Raw genomic sequence first — 16401 nt, 5'->3', positions numbered from 1 at the left:
CAGGCGCTGTAGCAGCGCCACGCTAGAGTTAGAGCCGGCTGAAAACAGCCCGCCAAGAATTTTATACAAACGCCGCAGGAGAGATTCGCAATGGCTCAGCAGGTGAGTGGTCGTCAACCTCGCTATAAACGCATTTTGCTCAAACTTAGCGGCGAGGCCCTGATGGGCTCGGAAGAGTTCGGCATCGACCCGAAAGTCCTGGATCGCATGGCCCTTGAAGTCGGTCAGCTGGTTGGCATCGGTGTTCAGGTTGGCCTGGTCATTGGTGGCGGTAACCTGTTCCGCGGCGCCGCCCTGAGTGCTGCGGGCATGGATCGCGTTACTGGCGACCACATGGGGATGCTGGCTACCGTGATGAACGCCCTGGCCATGCGTGATGCGCTTGAGCGCTCGAACATCCCGGCAATCGTCATGTCGGCTATCTCCATGGTCGGTGTGACTGATCACTACGACCGCCGCAAAGGTGTGCGTCATCTCAATTCCGGCGATGTGGTGATCTTTGCCGCCGGTACCGGTAACCCGTTCTTTACCACTGATTCGGCCGCGTGCCTGCGCGCCATCGAAATCGATGCCGATGTGGTATTGAAGGCGACCAAGGTCGATGGCGTGTACACTGCCGATCCATTCAAGGATCCGCATGCTGAGAAGTTTGACCGTCTGACGTACGATGAAGTGTTGGATCGCAAACTCGGCGTGATGGACCTCACCGCAATCTGCCTGTGCCGTGATCACAAGATGCCATTGCGGGTATTTAACATGAACAAGCCTGGCGCTCTGCTGAATATCGTAGTGGGCGGCGCTGAAGGAACTCTGATCGAGGAAGGCGAAGAATGATCAACGAAATCAAGAAAGACGCTGAAAGCCGCATGGGCAAGTCCCTGGAATCGCTGGCTCGCAACCTGGCCTCCATTCGTACTGGCCGTGCGCACCCAAGCATTCTCGATAGCGTCAAGGTGCCGGCCTATGGCAGCGACATGCCATTGAATCAGGTCGCCGGTATCAGCGTGGAAGATGCGCGTACCCTGAAAATCGTTGCGCACGACAAGACGCTGATCGCTGCCATTGAAAAGGCGATCATGACCTCTGATCTGGGCCTGAACCCAAGCAGTGCCGGCACCACCATCCGTGTGCCAATGCCTGCCCTGACGGAAGAAACCCGTAAGGGTTACACCAAGCAGGCGCGTGGCGTTGCCGAAGATGCCAAGGTCGCCGTGCGTAACGTGCGTCGTGATGCCCTGGCAGACCTGAAGAAGCTGTCCAAGGACAAAGAGATCAGCGAAGACGAAGAGCGTCGTGCGGCCGATGAGTTGCAGAAGCTGACCGACAAGTTCGTCGCGGAAGTCGACAAGGCGCTGGAAGCCAAGGAAAAGGATCTGATGGCTGTTTGAGGCCGGGACTTTTTCATGGAAAAGAGCAAGCAGGGTGTGTCCCCGTCGGTGCCGCGCCATGTCGCGATCATCATGGACGGAAACAATCGCTGGGCGAAGAAACGTCTGCTGCCCGGCGTTGCCGGGCACAAGGCTGGTGTTGATGCCGTCCGTGCGGTGATCGAGGTGTGCGCCGAAGCCAAGGTCGAGGTACTGACCCTGTTCGCGTTCTCCAGTGAGAACTGGCAGCGGCCGGCTGATGAGGTCGGTGCGTTGATGGAGCTGTTCTTCTCGGCCTTGCGCCGCGAAGCCAAGCGCCTGAACGAGAACAACATCAGCCTTCGGATCATTGGCGATCGGTCGCGCTTTCATCCGGAGCTGCAGGCTGCCATGCGTGAGGCTGAAGCGCTGACTGCGGGCAGTGGTCGCTTTATCCTGCAAATCGCTGCCAACTACGGTGGCCAGTGGGATATCGCCCAGGCTGCCCAGCGCTTGGCGCGGGAAGTTCAGGCGGGGCATTTGCGCCCGGAAGACATCACGCCGGAGCTGCTGCAACCCTGCCTGGCTACCGGTGATCTGCCGTTGCCTGATCTGTGTATTCGCACAGGGGGGGAGCACCGTATCAGCAACTTCCTGCTTTGGCAGTTGGCCTATTCCGAGTTGTATTTCTCCGACCTGTTCTGGCCGGACTTCAAACACGAAGCCATGCGCAAGGCGCTGGCCGATTTTGCTTCGCGTCAGCGCCGCTTTGGTAGAACCAGCGAGCAGGTCGAAGCAGGAGCCCGTGCTTAATGCTTAAACAACGCATCATCACTGCGCTGATCCTGTTGCCGATCGCTCTGGGTGGTTTCTTTCTGCTCGAAGGTGGCGATTTCGCCTTGTTCATTGGTGGAGTTGTGACCCTGGGCGCTTGGGAATGGGCGCGTTTGTCGGGGCTGGTCGCCCAGGCATTGCGTATCGCTTACGCCGCCGTGGTAGCCGGTTTGCTGATGCTGCTGCACCTGATGCCGGATCTGGCCCCTTGGGTGCTCGGTGCGTCGGTGTTGTGGTGGGGGGTGGCAACCTGGCTGGTCTTGACCTATCCCGCGAGTAGCGAGTTGTGGGCCAGTGCCGCCTGCAAGCTGCTGATCGGTTTATTGATCCTTCTGCCGGCATGGCAGGGGCTTATCCTGCTCAAGCATTGGCCGCTCGGTAACGGGTTGATCATGTCGGTCATGGTGCTGGTGTGGGCTGCCGATATTGGGGCCTATTTCTCCGGTAAGGCCTTTGGCAAGCGTAAGCTGGCACCGCAGGTCAGCCCAGGCAAGAGCTGGGAAGGCGTTTATGGTGGTGTAGCGCTGAGCCTGGCGATTACCGTGGCGGTCGGCGTGAATCGTGGCTGGTCGGCCACTGAGTTGCTGTTGGGGGTGCTTGGCGCGGCATTGGTTGTTGCTGTTTCGGTCGTGGGTGACCTGACCGAGAGCATGTTCAAGCGCCGTGCAGGCATCAAGGACAGCAGCAATCTGCTGCCAGGTCATGGCGGTGTGCTGGATCGTATCGACAGCCTGACGGCTGCCATTCCGCTATTTGCTGTGCTGCTTTGGGCAGCTAACTGGGGCGCGATGTGAGCGGTCTGCAACGTATTACCGTGCTTGGGGCCACTGGCTCCATCGGCCTCAGCACGCTTGATGTAATTGCTCGTCATCCCGAGCGATACCAGGTGTTCGCATTGACCGGTTACTCGCGCTTGAGCGAGTTGCTCGCACTTTGCATTCGCCATGCCCCGTCCTATGCCGTGGTGCCAAGCGTCGAAGCCGCGCAGCAGTTGCGTGCTGACCTGCGCGCAGCCGGCTCGGCTACCGAAGTGCTGGTTGGCGAAGCGGGTTTGTGCCAGGTTGCGGCTGCCTCTGAAGTGGATACCGTCATGGCGGCCATTGTCGGTGCGGCGGGTTTGCGTCCTACCCTGGCAGCTGTCGAAGCTGGCAAGAAAGTGTTGTTGGCCAACAAGGAGGCGCTGGTCATGTCCGGCGCACTCTTCATGCAGGCTGTGCGTCAGAGTGGCGCAGTGTTGTTGCCGATCGACAGCGAGCATAATGCGATATTCCAGTGCCTGCCGGGCGATTTCTCCCGCGGCTTGCCTCAGGTTGGCGTACGGCGAATCCTGTTGACTGCGTCAGGTGGCCCGTTCCGGCAAACCCCGCAAAGCGAACTGGCTGACGTGACGCCAGAGCAGGCGTGTGCGCATCCGAACTGGTCGATGGGGCGGAAAATCTCTGTCGACTCGGCAAGCATGATGAACAAGGGGCTGGAATTGATCGAGGCCTGTTGGCTGTTCGATGCCCGGCCGGCCCAGATTGAGGTGGTCGTTCACCCACAAAGCGTAATCCACTCTCTGGTCGATTATGTGGATGGCTCTGTGCTGGCGCAGTTGGGCAATCCCGATATGCGTACACCGATTGCCAATGCGCTGGCCTGGCCTGAGCGGATTGACTCAGGGGTTGCACCACTGGATCTGTTTGCGATTGCCCGGTTGGATTTTCAGGCGCCGGATGAGCAGCGTTTCCCTTGCCTGCGCCTGTCGCGTCAGGCTGCTGACGCTGGGGGTAGTGCCCCGGCGCTGCTCAACGCAGCCAATGAGGTGGCGGTGGCTGCATTTCTTGAGCGGCGCATCCGCTTCCCGGAGATCGCGAGTATGATCGAAGATGTACTCGATCATGAGTCGGTGGTAGCGGTCGATACGCTTGAAGCCGTGTTTGCGGCTGATCACCAGGCGCGCCTTTTGGCCGGTCAGTGGTTGAGCCGTCACGGACGCTGATGCGCCGCGCTTCATGGCGCAGCGTCAGCGTCCGATGAACGTCATTCGGAGAGAGACATGAGTGCGCTCTATATGATTATCGGCACCCTGGTTGCATTGGGTGTGCTGGTCACCTTTCACGAGTTCGGTCACTTCTGGGTGGCGCGCCGCTGCGGCGTCAAGGTTTTGCGTTTTTCAGTGGGTTTCGGTCTGCCACTGTTTCGCTGGCATGATCGGCATGGCACTGAGTTTGTGGTCGCGGCGATCCCGTTGGGTGGCTACGTCAAGATGCTCGATGAGCGAGAGGGTGAGGTGTCGCCCGATCAGCTGGATCAGTCGTTCAATCGAAAGTCGGTGCGCCAGCGCATCGCTATCGTCGCAGCCGGCCCAATTGCCAACTTTTTGCTCGCCATTCTGTTTTTCTGGGTGCTGGCCATGTTGGGCAGCCAGCAGGTGCGCCCGGTCATTGGTGCAGTCGAGGCCGATAGTATTGCTGCGGCTGCCGGTCTGGGCGCCGGTCAGGAAGTCATTGCCGTAGACGGCGAGTCGATCAACGGTTGGGCTGCGGTTAATCTTCAGTTGATCCGTCGCCTTGGCGAGACCGGTTCGCTGCAGGTGACGGTCAGGGAGGAGGGGAGCAGTGCTGAGAGCACCCACGTGCTCAAGCTCGATAAGTGGCTAAAGGGTGCTGATGAGCCGGACCCGATCAATTCCCTGGGGATTCGTCCGTGGCGTCCTGCGTTGCCGCCAGTGTTGGCCGAGCTCGACCCTAAAGGCCCCGCTCAGGCTGCTGGCCTGAAACCCGGTGATCGTCTGCTGGCACTCGATGGTCAGGCGGTGAATGAGTGGCAGCAGGTGGTCGACAAGGTGCGCAGTCGTGCCGGCGGTCGCGTAACGCTGAGCGTTGAGCGCGATGGTGCCACGCTGGAGTTGCCGGTGAACCTGGCCACGCGTGGCGAAGGCAAGGCTGCCAGTGGTTATCTTGGTGCTGGGGTGAAGGCAGTCGAATGGCCGCCAAGCATGCTGCGCGAGGTGCGTTACGGGCCGCTTGCAGCGGTTGGCGAAGGGCTCTCTCGCACGTGGAACATGAGTGTTCTGACCCTGGATTCGCTCAAGAAAATGCTGTTCGGCGAGCTCTCGGTAAAAAACTTGAGCGGACCGATAACCATTGCTAAAGTGGCGGGCGCTTCGGCCCAGTCCGGTGTAGGTGATTTCCTTAATTTCCTCGCCTATCTGAGCATTAGCCTGGGGGTTCTGAATTTGCTGCCTATTCCAGTGTTGGATGGGGGGCATTTGCTGTTTTACCTGATCGAGTGGGCGCGTGGTCGCCCGCTCTCTGATCGGGTGCAAGGTTGGGGAATCCAGATCGGTATCAGTTTGGTAGTCGGGGTGATGTTGCTCGCCCTGATCAACGATTTGGGTCGTCTGTAACGCTTCGCTCAATTGCGAACCCGCCGTCTTTCGCGGAGGGTCGTTTATTGCCAGTTGGAATAAGAAAGGACTTCATGAAACGTCTGCTGCTAACTGCGGTTCTCGCCGTACTGATGATCGCTGAAGTTCACGCCGAGTCCTTCACCATCTCCGATATCCGTGTCAATGGCCTGCAGCGGGTTTCCGCTGGCAGCGTGTTTGGCGCATTGCCGTTGAACGTCGGTGACGACGCCGATGACCGCCGCCTAGTGGAGTCCACCCGTGCGTTGTTCAAAACCGGCTTCTTTCAGGACATCCAACTGGGGCGTGAAGGCAACGTTTTGATCATCAATGTGGTCGAGCGTCCTTCGGTTTCGAGCATCGAGATCGATGGTAACAAGGCCATCAGTACCGAGGACCTGCTCAAGGGCTTGAAACAGTCCGGGCTGTCCGAAGGTGAGATCTTCCAGCGCGCAACCCTCGAAGGTGTGCGTAACGAGTTGCAGCGTCAGTATGTTGCCCAGGGTCGTTATTCGGCTGAGGTTGACACTGAGGTTGTACCGCAGCCGCGCAACCGCGTAGCACTGAAGATCAAGATCAACGAAGGCACCGTTGCGGCGATTCAGCACATCAACGTGGTTGGTAATACCGTCTTCTCCGATGAAGAACTGGCCAGCCTGTTCGAGCTCAAGACCACCAACTGGCTGTCGTTCTTCAAGAACGATGACAAGTACGCTCGCGAAAAGCTCTCGGGTGACCTGGAGCGTCTGCGCTCCTACTACCTGGACCGCGGCTATATCAACATGGATATCGCCTCCACCCAGGTATCCATCACCCCAGACAAGAAACATGTCTATATCACGGTGAACGTCAACGAAGGTGAGAAGTACACCGTGCGTGACGTCAAGCTGTCCGGTGACCTGAAGGTGCCGGAAGACCAGGTCAAGGCACTGCTGCTGGTGCAACCAGGGCAGGTGTTCTCGCGCAAGGTGATGACCACCACCTCCGAGCTGATCACCCGTCGTCTGGGTAACGAAGGCTACACCTTCGCCAACGTTAACGGCGTACCCCAGCCGCACGATGATGACAAGACTGTCGACATCACCTTTGTAGTCGACCCGGGCAAGCGTGCTTACGTCAATCGCATCAACTTCCGTGGTAATACCAAGTCCGAGGATGAGGTACTGCGTCGTGAAATGCGCCAGATGGAAGGCGGTTGGGCATCGACCTACCTGATTGATCAATCCAAGACGCGTCTGGAGCGTTTGGGCTTTTTCAAGGAGGTCAACGTTGAAACCCCGGCAGTTCCGGGTACCGATGACCAGGTAGACGTCAACTACAGTGTAGAAGAGCAGGCTTCCGGTTCGATTACCGCCAGCGTTGGTTTCGCTCAGAGTGCCGGCTTGATCCTTGGTGGTTCGATCAGCCAGAACAACTTCCTCGGTACCGGTAACAAGGTTTCCATTGGCCTGACCCGTAGTGAGTACCAGAGTCGTTACAACTTCAGCTTTGTAGACCCTTACTGGACTGCCGATGGCGTCAGCCTGGGCTACAACGCGTTCTATCGCACCACTGACTACCAGGATCTGGATGTCGACGTTGCCAGCTATGCCGTGGACAGTCTCGGTGCCGGTGTCAGCGTTGGTTACCCGATCAGTGAAACCTCGCGTTTGACCTTCGGCCTGACTGCGCAGCAGGATGAGATCAAGACTGGTCGTTACACCGTTGACGAGATCTTCGATTTCGTCAAACAAGAGGGCGACAAGTACCTGAACTTCAAGGCATCCGCAGGTTGGTCCGAATCGACCCTGAACAAGGGCGTGCTGGCTACCCGTGGCCACTCACAAAGCCTGGTGCTCGAGGCGACCACGCCAGGTAGCGACCTGTCGTTCTTCAAGCTGGACTACCGTGGCCAGATGTTCAAGCCGATCACCAACGACTACACACTGCGGCTGCATACCGAGCTCGGCTACGGAGACGGCTTCGGTTCTACCGAGGGCCTGCCGTTCTACGAGAACTACTATGCAGGTGGCTTCAACTCGGTTCGTGGCTTCAAGGACAGCAGTCTTGGCCCGCGCAGTACGCCAAGTACCGGCAAGAACCCAGGCACGATTGCTGACCCGGATCAGGATCCCTTGCCGTTCGGTGGTAACGTCCTTGTACAGGGTGGTGTCGAGTTGCTGTTCCCTCTACCGTTCGTCAAGGATCAGCGCTCCCTGCGCACCTCGGTTTTCTGGGATGTGGGTAACGTGTTTGACACGCAATGCGGTTCTCAACCGGACTGTGAAAAGGTTGGCCTTTCCGGGCTGGCCAGTTCCGTTGGTTTGGGCGTGACCTGGATCACGGCGCTTGGCCCGCTGAGCTTCAGTCTGGCGATGCCGGTCAAAGAGCCGGACAGCGCCGATACCCAGGTGTTCCAATTCTCTCTGGGCCAGACCTTCTAAGGGTCTGATCCTTGTAACGACAACGGATTCTGTAGGAGTGCATCGTGCGTAAGTTGACTCAACTGGCTGTTCTGGCCGCAGCCCTGGTTGCGACCCCGGCGTTCGCCGAAATGAAAATCGCCGTGCTGAACTATCAGATGGCATTGCTGGAGTCGGATGCGGCGAAGAAGTACGCCGTTGATGCCGAGAAGAAATTCGGCCCTCAGTTGACCAAGCTGAAAAATCTGGAGAGCAGCGCCAAGGGCATCCAGGACCGCCTGGTCAAGGGTGGCGACAAGATGCCTCAGGGTGAGCGTGAGCGCCTGGAGCTTGAGTTCAAGCAGAAAGCACGTGACTTCCAGTTCCAGTCCAAGGAGTTGAACGAGGCCAAGGCAGTCGCTGATCGTGACATGCTCAAGCAACTGAAACCTAAGCTGGATGGTGCTGTTGAGGAAGTCATCAAGAAAGGTGCTTTCGACCTGGTGCTTGAGCGCGGCGCGGTAATCGATGTCAAACCTCAATACGACATCACCCGCCAAGTCATCGAGCGCATGAACCAGTCCCGCTGATATGGCATTCAGTATGAAGCTGGGGCAACTGGCAGAGTTTCTCGGGGCGACGCTCAGTGGCCCCGCTGAGCTTGAAATCGTCGGTCTGGCAACCTTGCAGGATGCCGGTCCGGGGCAGTTGAGCTTCCTGGCCAACCCTCAGTACCGCAAGTACCTGGGTGAGAGCAATGCCGCCGCGGTGTTGCTCAAGGCAAGCGATGCTGAAGGTTTTGCCGGTCATGCGCTGATCGTGCCCGACCCTTATCTTGCGTATGCGCGCATTTCCCACCTGTTTGATCCCAAACCAAAGGCTGTGGCGGGAGTTCATCCCAGCGCCGTGGTGGCTGCGGACGCTCAGGTGGATGCTAGCGCCAGTATTGGAGCCTTCGTTGTTATCGAAAGCGGTGCGCAGATCGGCCCGGGTGTGACCGTTGGCGCGCAGTGTTATATCGGTGCACGTTGCGTGATTGGCGAGGGTGGTTGGCTCGCGCCCAAGGTGACCCTGTATCATGACGTGCGCATTGGCAAGCGTGTCGTGATTCAGTCGGGTGCCGTGTTGGGTGGCGAAGGTTTCGGCTTTGCCAACGAGAAGGGTGTCTGGCAGAAAATCGCGCAGATTGGCGGTGTGACGATCGGCGATGATGTCGAGATTGGTGTCAACACCGCTATTGATCGTGGTGCCTTGGCCGATACCTGTATTGGCAATGGCGTCAAACTCGACAACCAGATCCAGATTGCGCACAACGTTCAGATCGGCGATCACACGGCCATGGCGGCTTGTGTCGGCATTTCCGGCAGTACCAAGATCGGCAAGCATTGCACTATCGCAGGCGGTGTCGGCATGGTCGGTCATATCGATGTCTGCGATGGTGTGTTCGTTTCCGGCATGACGATGGTCACCCGCTCAATCACTGAGCCGGGCGCCTACTCCTCCGGTACGGCCATGCAGCCGTTGGCAGAGTGGCGCAAGAGCGCGGCGCGAATTCGCCAGTTGGATGAGATGGCAAAACGCCTCGTCCAGGTGGAAAAGCGCGTCGACACCGTGACCTCGGACGGCAAAGCTTCATCAGAAGGCTGATACCATTTCCTGATCAGGCGTGCTCAGCTGCTGGATAGCCGCCTTGATTTGCAAAAGGAGCGTTAAACCAAGGTTTACGCTCCCTATCTTTACTACAGGCTTCCCCCCGAAATGATGGACATCAACGAGATTCGCGAATACCTGCCTCACCGTTACCCGTTCCTGTTGGTGGACCGGGTAGTGGACTTGGACGTAGAGGCTCAGCGCATTCGTGCCTACAAGAATGTCAGCATCAACGAGCCTTTCTTCAATGGTCACTTCCCGGCGCACCCGATCATGCCGGGCGTATTGATCATCGAGGCCATGGCCCAGGCAGCCGGTATCCTCGGCTTCAAGATGCTCGACGTCAAACCTGCGGACGGCACCCTGTATTACTTCGTGGGCTCCGACAAGCTGCGCTTCCGTCAGCCGGTTCTGCCGGGCGATCAGCTGATTCTTGAAGCCAAGTTCATCAGTTGCAAGCGCCAGATCTGGAAGTTCGATTGCCAGGCTTCGGTGGACGGCAAGCCTGTCTGCTCGGCTGAGATCATCTGCGCGGAACGTAAACTATGAGTTTGATTGACCCTCGGGCAATCATCGACCCTTCGGCCAAGCTGGCCGAAGGCGTTGAGGTCGGCCCCTGGTCGATTATCGGCGCAAATGTCGAGATCGGGGAGGGGACCGTTGTCGGTCCGCATGTGATTATCAAAGGGCCAACCCGTATTGGTCGGCATAATCGCATCTATCAGTTTTCCTCTGTTGGCGAAGACACCCCTGATCTGAAATACAAGGGCGAACCTACCCGTCTGGTCATTGGCGATCACAATGTGATTCGCGAGGGTGTGACGATCCATCGTGGTACCGTACAAGACCGTTCGGAGACCACCCTGGGTGATCACAACCTGATCATGGCCTATGCTCACATCGGTCACGACAGCGTAATTGGCAACCATTGCATTCTGGTTAACAACACTGCATTGGCCGGCCATGTGCATGTCGATGATTGGGCGATACTCTCCGGCTTCACGCTGGTTCACCAGTTCTGCCATATCGGTGCTCACAGCTTCTCCGGTATGGGTACGGCAATTGGCAAGGATGTACCGGCTTTTGTGACGGTGTTTGGCAACCCTGCTGAAGCACGCAGCATGAACTTCGAGGGCATGCGCCGTCGTGGTTTCAGTGACGACGCCATCCATGCGCTACGCCGCGCTTACAAGGTGGTCTATCGCCAAGGACTGACGGTCGAGCAGGCCATCGTCGAGCTCACCGAGTCGGCCAGTCAATTCCCTGAAGTCGACCTGTTCCTCACGTCGATCAAGAACTCCACTCGCGGCATCACCCGCTGACCATGGCGCAGCTTTGTGTAGCGCTGGTGGCAGGTGAGGCCAGTGGCGATATTCTGGGTGCGGGCCTGATGCGCGCATTGAAGACCCGTCACCCGGATATCCGCTTCATCGGCGTAGGCGGCCCATTGATGCAGGCCGAGGGCCTGGATTCGTACTTCCCGATGGAGCGCTTGGCTGTCATGGGCCTGGTTGAGGTGCTTGGGCGCCTGCGCGAACTGCTCAAGCGGCGCAAGGCGCTGATCCAGACACTGATCGCCGAAAAGCCCGATGTGTTCATCGGTATCGATGCCCCGGACTTTACGCTCAATATCGAACTGAAGCTGCGCCAGGTCGGAATCAAGACGGTGCATTACGTCAGCCCGTCCGTTTGGGCCTGGCGTCAGAAGCGTGTGTTGAAGATTCGCGAAGGTTGCGACCTTATGCTCACCCTGTTGCCCTTCGAGGCTAGGTTCTACGAAGAGCAGGGCGTGCCGGTGCGTTTCGTCGGTCATCCGTTGGCCGATACTATCGATCTTGAGTGCGACCGCAGTGCTGCTCGCGCTCAGTTGGGGTTGCCGGATGGGCCGCTGGTGGCCTTGATGCCGGGTAGCCGTGGTGGTGAGGTAGGCCGTCTGGGCGCGTTGTTCCTGGATGCCGCGCAACGTCTGAGGGAGCGTGTCCCGGATGTGCGCTTCGTCTCCCCTTGCGCCAACGCGCTGCGTCGTGAACAGCTCGAGCAAATGCTGGTTGGTCGTGATCTGCCGGTAACCCTGCTCGACGGTCAGTCGCATCAGGCCTTGGCGGCCTGTGATGCCGTGTTGATTGCTTCCGGTACTGCCACCCTTGAAGCGCTACTGTTCAAGCGGCCAATGGTGGTTGCCTATCGCCTGGCGCCGTTGACCTACTGGATTCTCAAGCGTCTGGTGAAAAGCCCGTACGTCTCGCTGCCTAACTTGCTGGCCCAGCGCCTGTTGGTGCCGGAGCTGTTGCAGGATGCAGCGACGCCCGAGGCGCTGGCAGAGACGTTGCTGCCGTTGCTTGCCGATGGCCGTGGACAGACCGACAGCTTTGATCAGATTCACCGTACGCTGCGCCGTGACGCCTCCAATCAGGCGGCTGAAGCGGTGCTGGCCTTGCTGGAAAAACGATAAATGCAAATGGGACTGGACTTCAATCTGGTCGAGGACCTTGTCGCCGGTGTTGACGAGGTCGGTCGTGGGCCTCTGTGTGGCGCGGTGGTCACCGCTGCGGTGATCCTGGACCCGAAGCGGCCGATTCTTGGCCTGAATGACTCGAAAAAGCTCACCGAAGCTCGTCGTGAAAAGCTCTTCGACGAAATCTGTGAAAAGGCGCTCAGCTTTTGCATTGCCCGGGCCGAGGTCGAAGAGATTGATCAACTGAACATCCTGCATGCCACCATGTTGGCCATGCAGCGTGCGGTAGAGGGGTTGCATATCACCCCGAAACTGGCGTTGATCGACGGTAACCGCTGCCCCAAGCTCGATGTACCGGCGGCGCCGGTGGTCAAGGGTGATAGCCAGGTGCCTGCAATTGCGGCGGCCTCGATCCTGGCCAAGGTCACGCGCGACCGCGAGATGGCAGCCTTCGAGAAAGTCTACCCCGGCTACGGCATTGGCGGGCATAAGGGCTACCCGACACCTGTGCATCTTGAAGCACTAGCCCGGCTGGGCCCGACCCCCATTCATCGGCGCTCATTCGCGCCGGTGCGTGCCGCCTTCGAGGCCCGCGAGATACAGGCTGGCGGTTTGCCGGATATCTGACCGCTTGACCATTCATTTTTGGCCAGTGTTCTGCACTGGCTGATGTTTCGCTCAAGGCCCGGTACAATCCGGGCCTTGTTGTTTTGCGCTGCTATAGGATCATCATGTCGGCTTCCTTCGTTCATCTTCGCCTGCACACCGAATACTCGCTGGTCGATGGCCTGGTGCGCATCAAGCCGCTGGTCAAGGCGTTGGCCGGGATGAACATGCCGGCAGTCGCGGTCACTGACCAGAGCAACATGTGTTCGCTGGTCAAGTTCTACAAGGCAGCCATGGGCGCGGGCGTCAAGCCGATCTGTGGCGCCGACCTGTGGCTGGCAAGCGCGGACCCGGATGCGCCTCTGGCACGCATCTGCTTTCTGGCGATGGATGTCCAGGGTTATCGCAACCTCACCGAGTTGATTTCCCGCGGTTGGATGGACGGGCAGCGCAATGGTCTGGTTATCATCGAGCGTGACTGGATTGCCCAGGCCAGCGAAGGTCTGATTGCCCTCTCTGCGGCCCGCGAGGGCGATATCGGCATGGCATTGCTCGCGGGTAATCCCGACGAGGCAGAACGCCTGCTGCGTGACTGGATGGCAATGTTCCCGGAGCGCTTCTATGTGGAAGTGCAACGCACTAACCGCACGGGCGACGAAGAGTACCTGCACGCTGCGGTGGCCCTGGCTGACAAGCTCGGCGCGCCTCTGGTGGCGACCAACGATGTACGGTTCATCAAACAGTCGGACTTCGATGCGCATGAAACGCGCGTCTGCATCGGCGAAGGTCGGGCGCTGGATGACCCGCGCCGCTCGCGTAACTACAGTGATCAGCAATACCTGAAAAGCCCGGCGGAAATGGCCGAGCTGTTCAGTGATCTGCCTGAGGCGCTGGAGAACACGGTTGAAATTGCCAAGCGCTGCAATATCCAGGTGCAGTTGGGGAAATACTTCCTGCCGGACTTCCCGACGCCTAATGGCATGTCCATCGACGACTACCTGCGTCTTGTATCACATGAGGGCCTGGAGGAACGTCTGGCGGTGTTGTGGCCCAAAGAGACCACGCCCGACTATGAGGCGAAGCGCCAGACCTACCTGGACCGGCTGAAGTTCGAACTCGACATCATCATCCAGATGGGGTTCCCGGGTTACTTCCTGATCGTTATGGACTTCATCAAGTGGGCCAAGAACAACGGCGTGCCGGTAGGCCCTGGCCGTGGGTCGGGTGCGGGCTCACTGGTGGCCTACGTTCTGAAGATCACCGACCTCGATCCGCTGGCTTACGACTTGCTGTTTGAGCGGTTCCTCAACCCTGAACGGATCTCCATGCCCGACTTCGACGTCGACTTCTGCATGGACGGTCGTGACCGGGTGATTGACTATGTGGCTGAAGCCTATGGGCGCAATGCGGTAAGTCAGATCATTACCTTTGGCACCATGGCGGCAAAGGCGGTAGTGCGAGACGTGGCACGGGTGCAGGGCAAGTCTTACGGGCTTGCCGACCGGTTGTCGAAGATGATCCCGTTCGAAGTCGGCATGACCCTGGAAAAGGCCTACGAGCAGGAGGAGATGCTGCGCGACTTCCTCAAGAGCGATGAGGAAGCCCAGGAGATCTGGGACATGGCCCTGAAGCTTGAAGGGGTTACGCGCGGCACGGGCAAGCACGCCGGTGGTGTGGTGATCGCCCCGACCAAGCTGACCGACTTCTCGCCGATTGCCTGTGACGAAGAGGGCGGCGGCCTGGTAACCCAGTTCGACAAGGACGATGTTGAGGCGGCGGGCCTGGTGAAGTTCGACTTCCTCGGCTTGCGTACCCTGACCATCATCAAATGGGCGATGGAGACGATCAACCGTGAGCAGGCCAAGAACGGCCTGGACGATCTGAACATCGACTTTATCCCGCTTGACGACAGAAAGACCTTCGAACTGCTGCAAAAAGCCGAAACGACGGCAGTGTTCCAGCTTGAATCGCGGGGTATGAAAGAGCTGATCAAAAAGCTCAAGCCCGACTGCCTGGAAGACCTCATTGCACTGGTTGCGCTGTTCCGTCCCGGCCCGCTGCAGTCGGGCATGGTGGACGACTTCATCAACCGTAAGCACGGCCGCGCCGAGCTGGCCTATCCGCACCCGGACTACCAGTACGAAGGCCTGAAGCCGGTACTGGCGCCTACCTACGGCATCATCCTGTATCAGGAACAGGTGATGCAGATCGCTCAGGTCATGGCGGGTTACACCCTGGGTGGCGCGGACATGCTCCGTCGGGCCATGGGCAAGAAAAAGCCCGAGGAGATGGCCAAGCAGCGCGGCGGTTTCATCGAAGGGTGTGCGAACAACAATATTGATGCCGAGCTTGCCGGTAACATCTTTGACCTGGTAGAGAAGTTCGCCGGTTACGGCTTCAACAAGTCTCACTCGGCGGCCTATGGCCTGGTGTCGTACCAGACCGCCTGGCTCAAGACCCACTACCCGGCACCGTTCATGGCGGCGGTGCTCTCGGCGGATATGCACAACACCGACAAGGTGGTCACGCTGATCGAGGAAGTGCGCAGCATGAAGCTGCGTCTGGACGCCCCGGACGTTAACACTTCGGACTTCAAGTTCACGGTCAACGACGACGGTCGGATTGTCTACGGCCTGGGCGCGATCAAGGGTGTTGGTGAAGGGCCGGTAGAGGCCATTGTCGAGGCTCGCGCCGATGGTCCGTTCAAGGATCTGTTCGATTTCTGCGAGCGCGTGGACCTCAAGCGCATCAACAAGCGCACCCTCGATGCACTGGTTCGTAGCGGCGCGCTGGATCGCCTGGGGCCTTATTTTCATGACGAGCTCAAGGCCTACCAGGCCAACATCGACCGCAACCGTGCGGTACTGCTGGCGGCCATGGAGGAGGCAATCAAGTCGGCGGAGCAGACTGCGCGTACCCATGACAGCGGCCACGCCGATCTGTTTGGGGGGCTGTTCGTCGAGGAAGACGCCGACGTTTATGCCAATCACCGCAAGGCCCGAGAACTCACCCTCAAGGAGCGCCTGCGAGGCGAGAAAGATACCCTTGGCCTCTATCTGACCGGGCACCCGATCGATGAGTATGAAGGTGAGATTCGTCGTTTCGCGCGCCAGCGGATCATTGATCTGAAGCCTGCCCGTGACACCCAGACCGTCGCGGGCATGATCATCGCCCTGCGGGTGATGAAGAACAAGAAAGGCGACAAGATGGGCTTTGTGACCCTTGACGACCGTTCCGGACGGATCGAGGCGTCCTTGTTCGCCGATGCATTCCATTCTGCTCAGGCATTGTTGCAGACCGACGCAATGGTCGTGGTTGAAGGGGAGGTCAGTAACGATGACTTCTCCGGCGGCTTGCGCCTGCGGGTCAAGCGCGTCATGAGCATGGAAGATGCGCGTACCAACCTGGCCGAAAGCCTGCGCCTGAAGGTGCGTAGTGATGCGCTCAAAGGTGATCGCTTGACCTGGTTGGGGGAGTTGTTCAAGCGTCATCGTGGCGCCTGCCCGATCACATTGGAGTACACCGGAACCGATGCCAAGGCCTTGCTGCAGTTCGGCGAGGGCTGGCGTATCGATCCGGCCGATGGCTTGATCCAGGCACTGCGTGACCAGTTCGGACGTGAGAACGTCTTTTTGCAATATCGATGAATTTTTAATCTCGACCTGAATGCGCCCGATCCCTTAAGGTAGGGCGCCAAACGGATCAACCGGCCGGCCGCCTGGCCGTCGACCCAAGACG

Annotated in this window: 14 protein-coding genes; all 14 read left to right on the top strand. The window is 58.8% G+C overall.

The window, feature by feature from the left end; translation table 11 throughout:
* The first annotated feature begins 90 nt into the window (after positions 1 to 90).
* The 14 genes from pyrH (at position 91) to dnaE (ending at position 16310) form a co-directional block, all read left to right on the top strand.
* Entirely contained in the window at positions 91 to 834 is a 744-nt protein-coding gene (gene pyrH, locus CYD26_RS14190) for a UMP kinase (RefSeq protein WP_099773716.1), read from the top strand.
* A complete protein-coding gene (gene frr / locus CYD26_RS14185; protein WP_099773717.1) occupies positions 831 to 1388 on the top strand; it encodes a ribosome recycling factor in 558 nt (185 codons plus the stop codon). Before pyrH ends, frr begins: the two co-directional genes overlap by 4 nt.
* Before the next feature lie 15 nt (positions 1389 to 1403).
* Positions 1404 to 2159, top strand: coding sequence for a polyprenyl diphosphate synthase (uppS, locus tag CYD26_RS14180; protein WP_099773718.1), 756 nt, complete (start codon positions 1404 to 1406; stop codon positions 2157 to 2159).
* Entirely contained in the window at positions 2159 to 2974 is an 816-nt protein-coding gene (locus CYD26_RS14175; RefSeq protein WP_099773719.1) for a phosphatidate cytidylyltransferase, read from the top strand. Before uppS ends, CYD26_RS14175 begins: the two co-directional genes overlap by 1 nt.
* Positions 2971 to 4161, top strand: a complete 1191-nt coding sequence (ispC, locus tag CYD26_RS14170; RefSeq protein WP_099773720.1) for a 1-deoxy-D-xylulose-5-phosphate reductoisomerase — start codon at positions 2971 to 2973, stop codon at positions 4159 to 4161. The genes CYD26_RS14175 and ispC overlap by 4 nt, the downstream gene beginning before the upstream one ends.
* Positions 4162 to 4218: 57 nt before the next feature.
* On the top strand, positions 4219 to 5571 hold the full coding sequence (gene rseP / locus CYD26_RS14165) for a sigma E protease regulator RseP (protein WP_099773721.1): 1353 nt from the start codon (positions 4219 to 4221) through the stop codon (positions 5569 to 5571).
* Between the two features lie 74 nt (positions 5572 to 5645).
* The gene (gene bamA, locus CYD26_RS14160; protein ID WP_102052869.1) at positions 5646 to 7994 is read left to right on the top strand and encodes an outer membrane protein assembly factor BamA; all 2349 of its coding nucleotides are present in this window, start codon (positions 5646 to 5648) and stop codon (positions 7992 to 7994) included.
* Positions 7995 to 8038: 44 nt separating this feature from the next.
* Positions 8039 to 8542, top strand: a complete 504-nt coding sequence (locus CYD26_RS14155; RefSeq protein ID WP_099773723.1) for an OmpH family outer membrane protein — start codon at positions 8039 to 8041, stop codon at positions 8540 to 8542.
* Position 8543: 1 nt separating this feature from the next.
* Positions 8544 to 9599 (top strand): UDP-3-O-(3-hydroxymyristoyl)glucosamine N-acyltransferase, encoded by a 1056-nt coding sequence (gene lpxD / locus CYD26_RS14150; RefSeq protein ID WP_099773724.1) that lies wholly within the window; start codon positions 8544 to 8546, stop codon positions 9597 to 9599.
* A 111-nt stretch (positions 9600 to 9710) separates the two neighbouring features.
* Positions 9711 to 10151 (top strand): 3-hydroxyacyl-ACP dehydratase FabZ, encoded by a 441-nt coding sequence (fabZ, locus tag CYD26_RS14145; protein ID WP_099773725.1) that lies wholly within the window; start codon positions 9711 to 9713, stop codon positions 10149 to 10151.
* Positions 10148 to 10924 (top strand): acyl-ACP--UDP-N-acetylglucosamine O-acyltransferase, encoded by a 777-nt coding sequence (gene lpxA / locus CYD26_RS14140; protein WP_099773726.1) that lies wholly within the window; start codon positions 10148 to 10150, stop codon positions 10922 to 10924. Before fabZ ends, lpxA begins: the two co-directional genes overlap by 4 nt.
* A 2-nt stretch (positions 10925 to 10926) precedes the next feature.
* Entirely contained in the window at positions 10927 to 12054 is a 1128-nt protein-coding gene (gene lpxB / locus CYD26_RS14135) for a lipid-A-disaccharide synthase (protein ID WP_102052868.1), read from the top strand.
* Positions 12055 to 12684 carry a ribonuclease HII gene (gene rnhB / locus CYD26_RS14130; RefSeq protein ID WP_102052867.1) on the top strand — a complete coding sequence of 210 codons (630 nt, stop codon included), beginning with the start codon at positions 12055 to 12057 and terminating at the stop codon, positions 12682 to 12684.
* A gap of 104 nt (positions 12685 to 12788) precedes the next feature.
* Positions 12789 to 16310 carry a DNA polymerase III subunit alpha gene (dnaE, locus tag CYD26_RS14125; RefSeq protein ID WP_102052866.1) on the top strand — a complete coding sequence of 1174 codons (3522 nt, stop codon included), beginning with the start codon at positions 12789 to 12791 and terminating at the stop codon, positions 16308 to 16310.
* Positions 16311 to 16401: the final 91 nt, after the last annotated feature.

Source organism: Pseudomonas sp. FFUP_PS_473, assembly GCF_002858665.1.
GTDB lineage: Bacteria > Pseudomonadota > Gammaproteobacteria > Pseudomonadales > Pseudomonadaceae > Aquipseudomonas > Aquipseudomonas defluvii.
The sequence above is the reverse complement of the archived record's forward strand: the minus strand, read 5'-3'. Positions and strand labels throughout refer to the sequence as shown.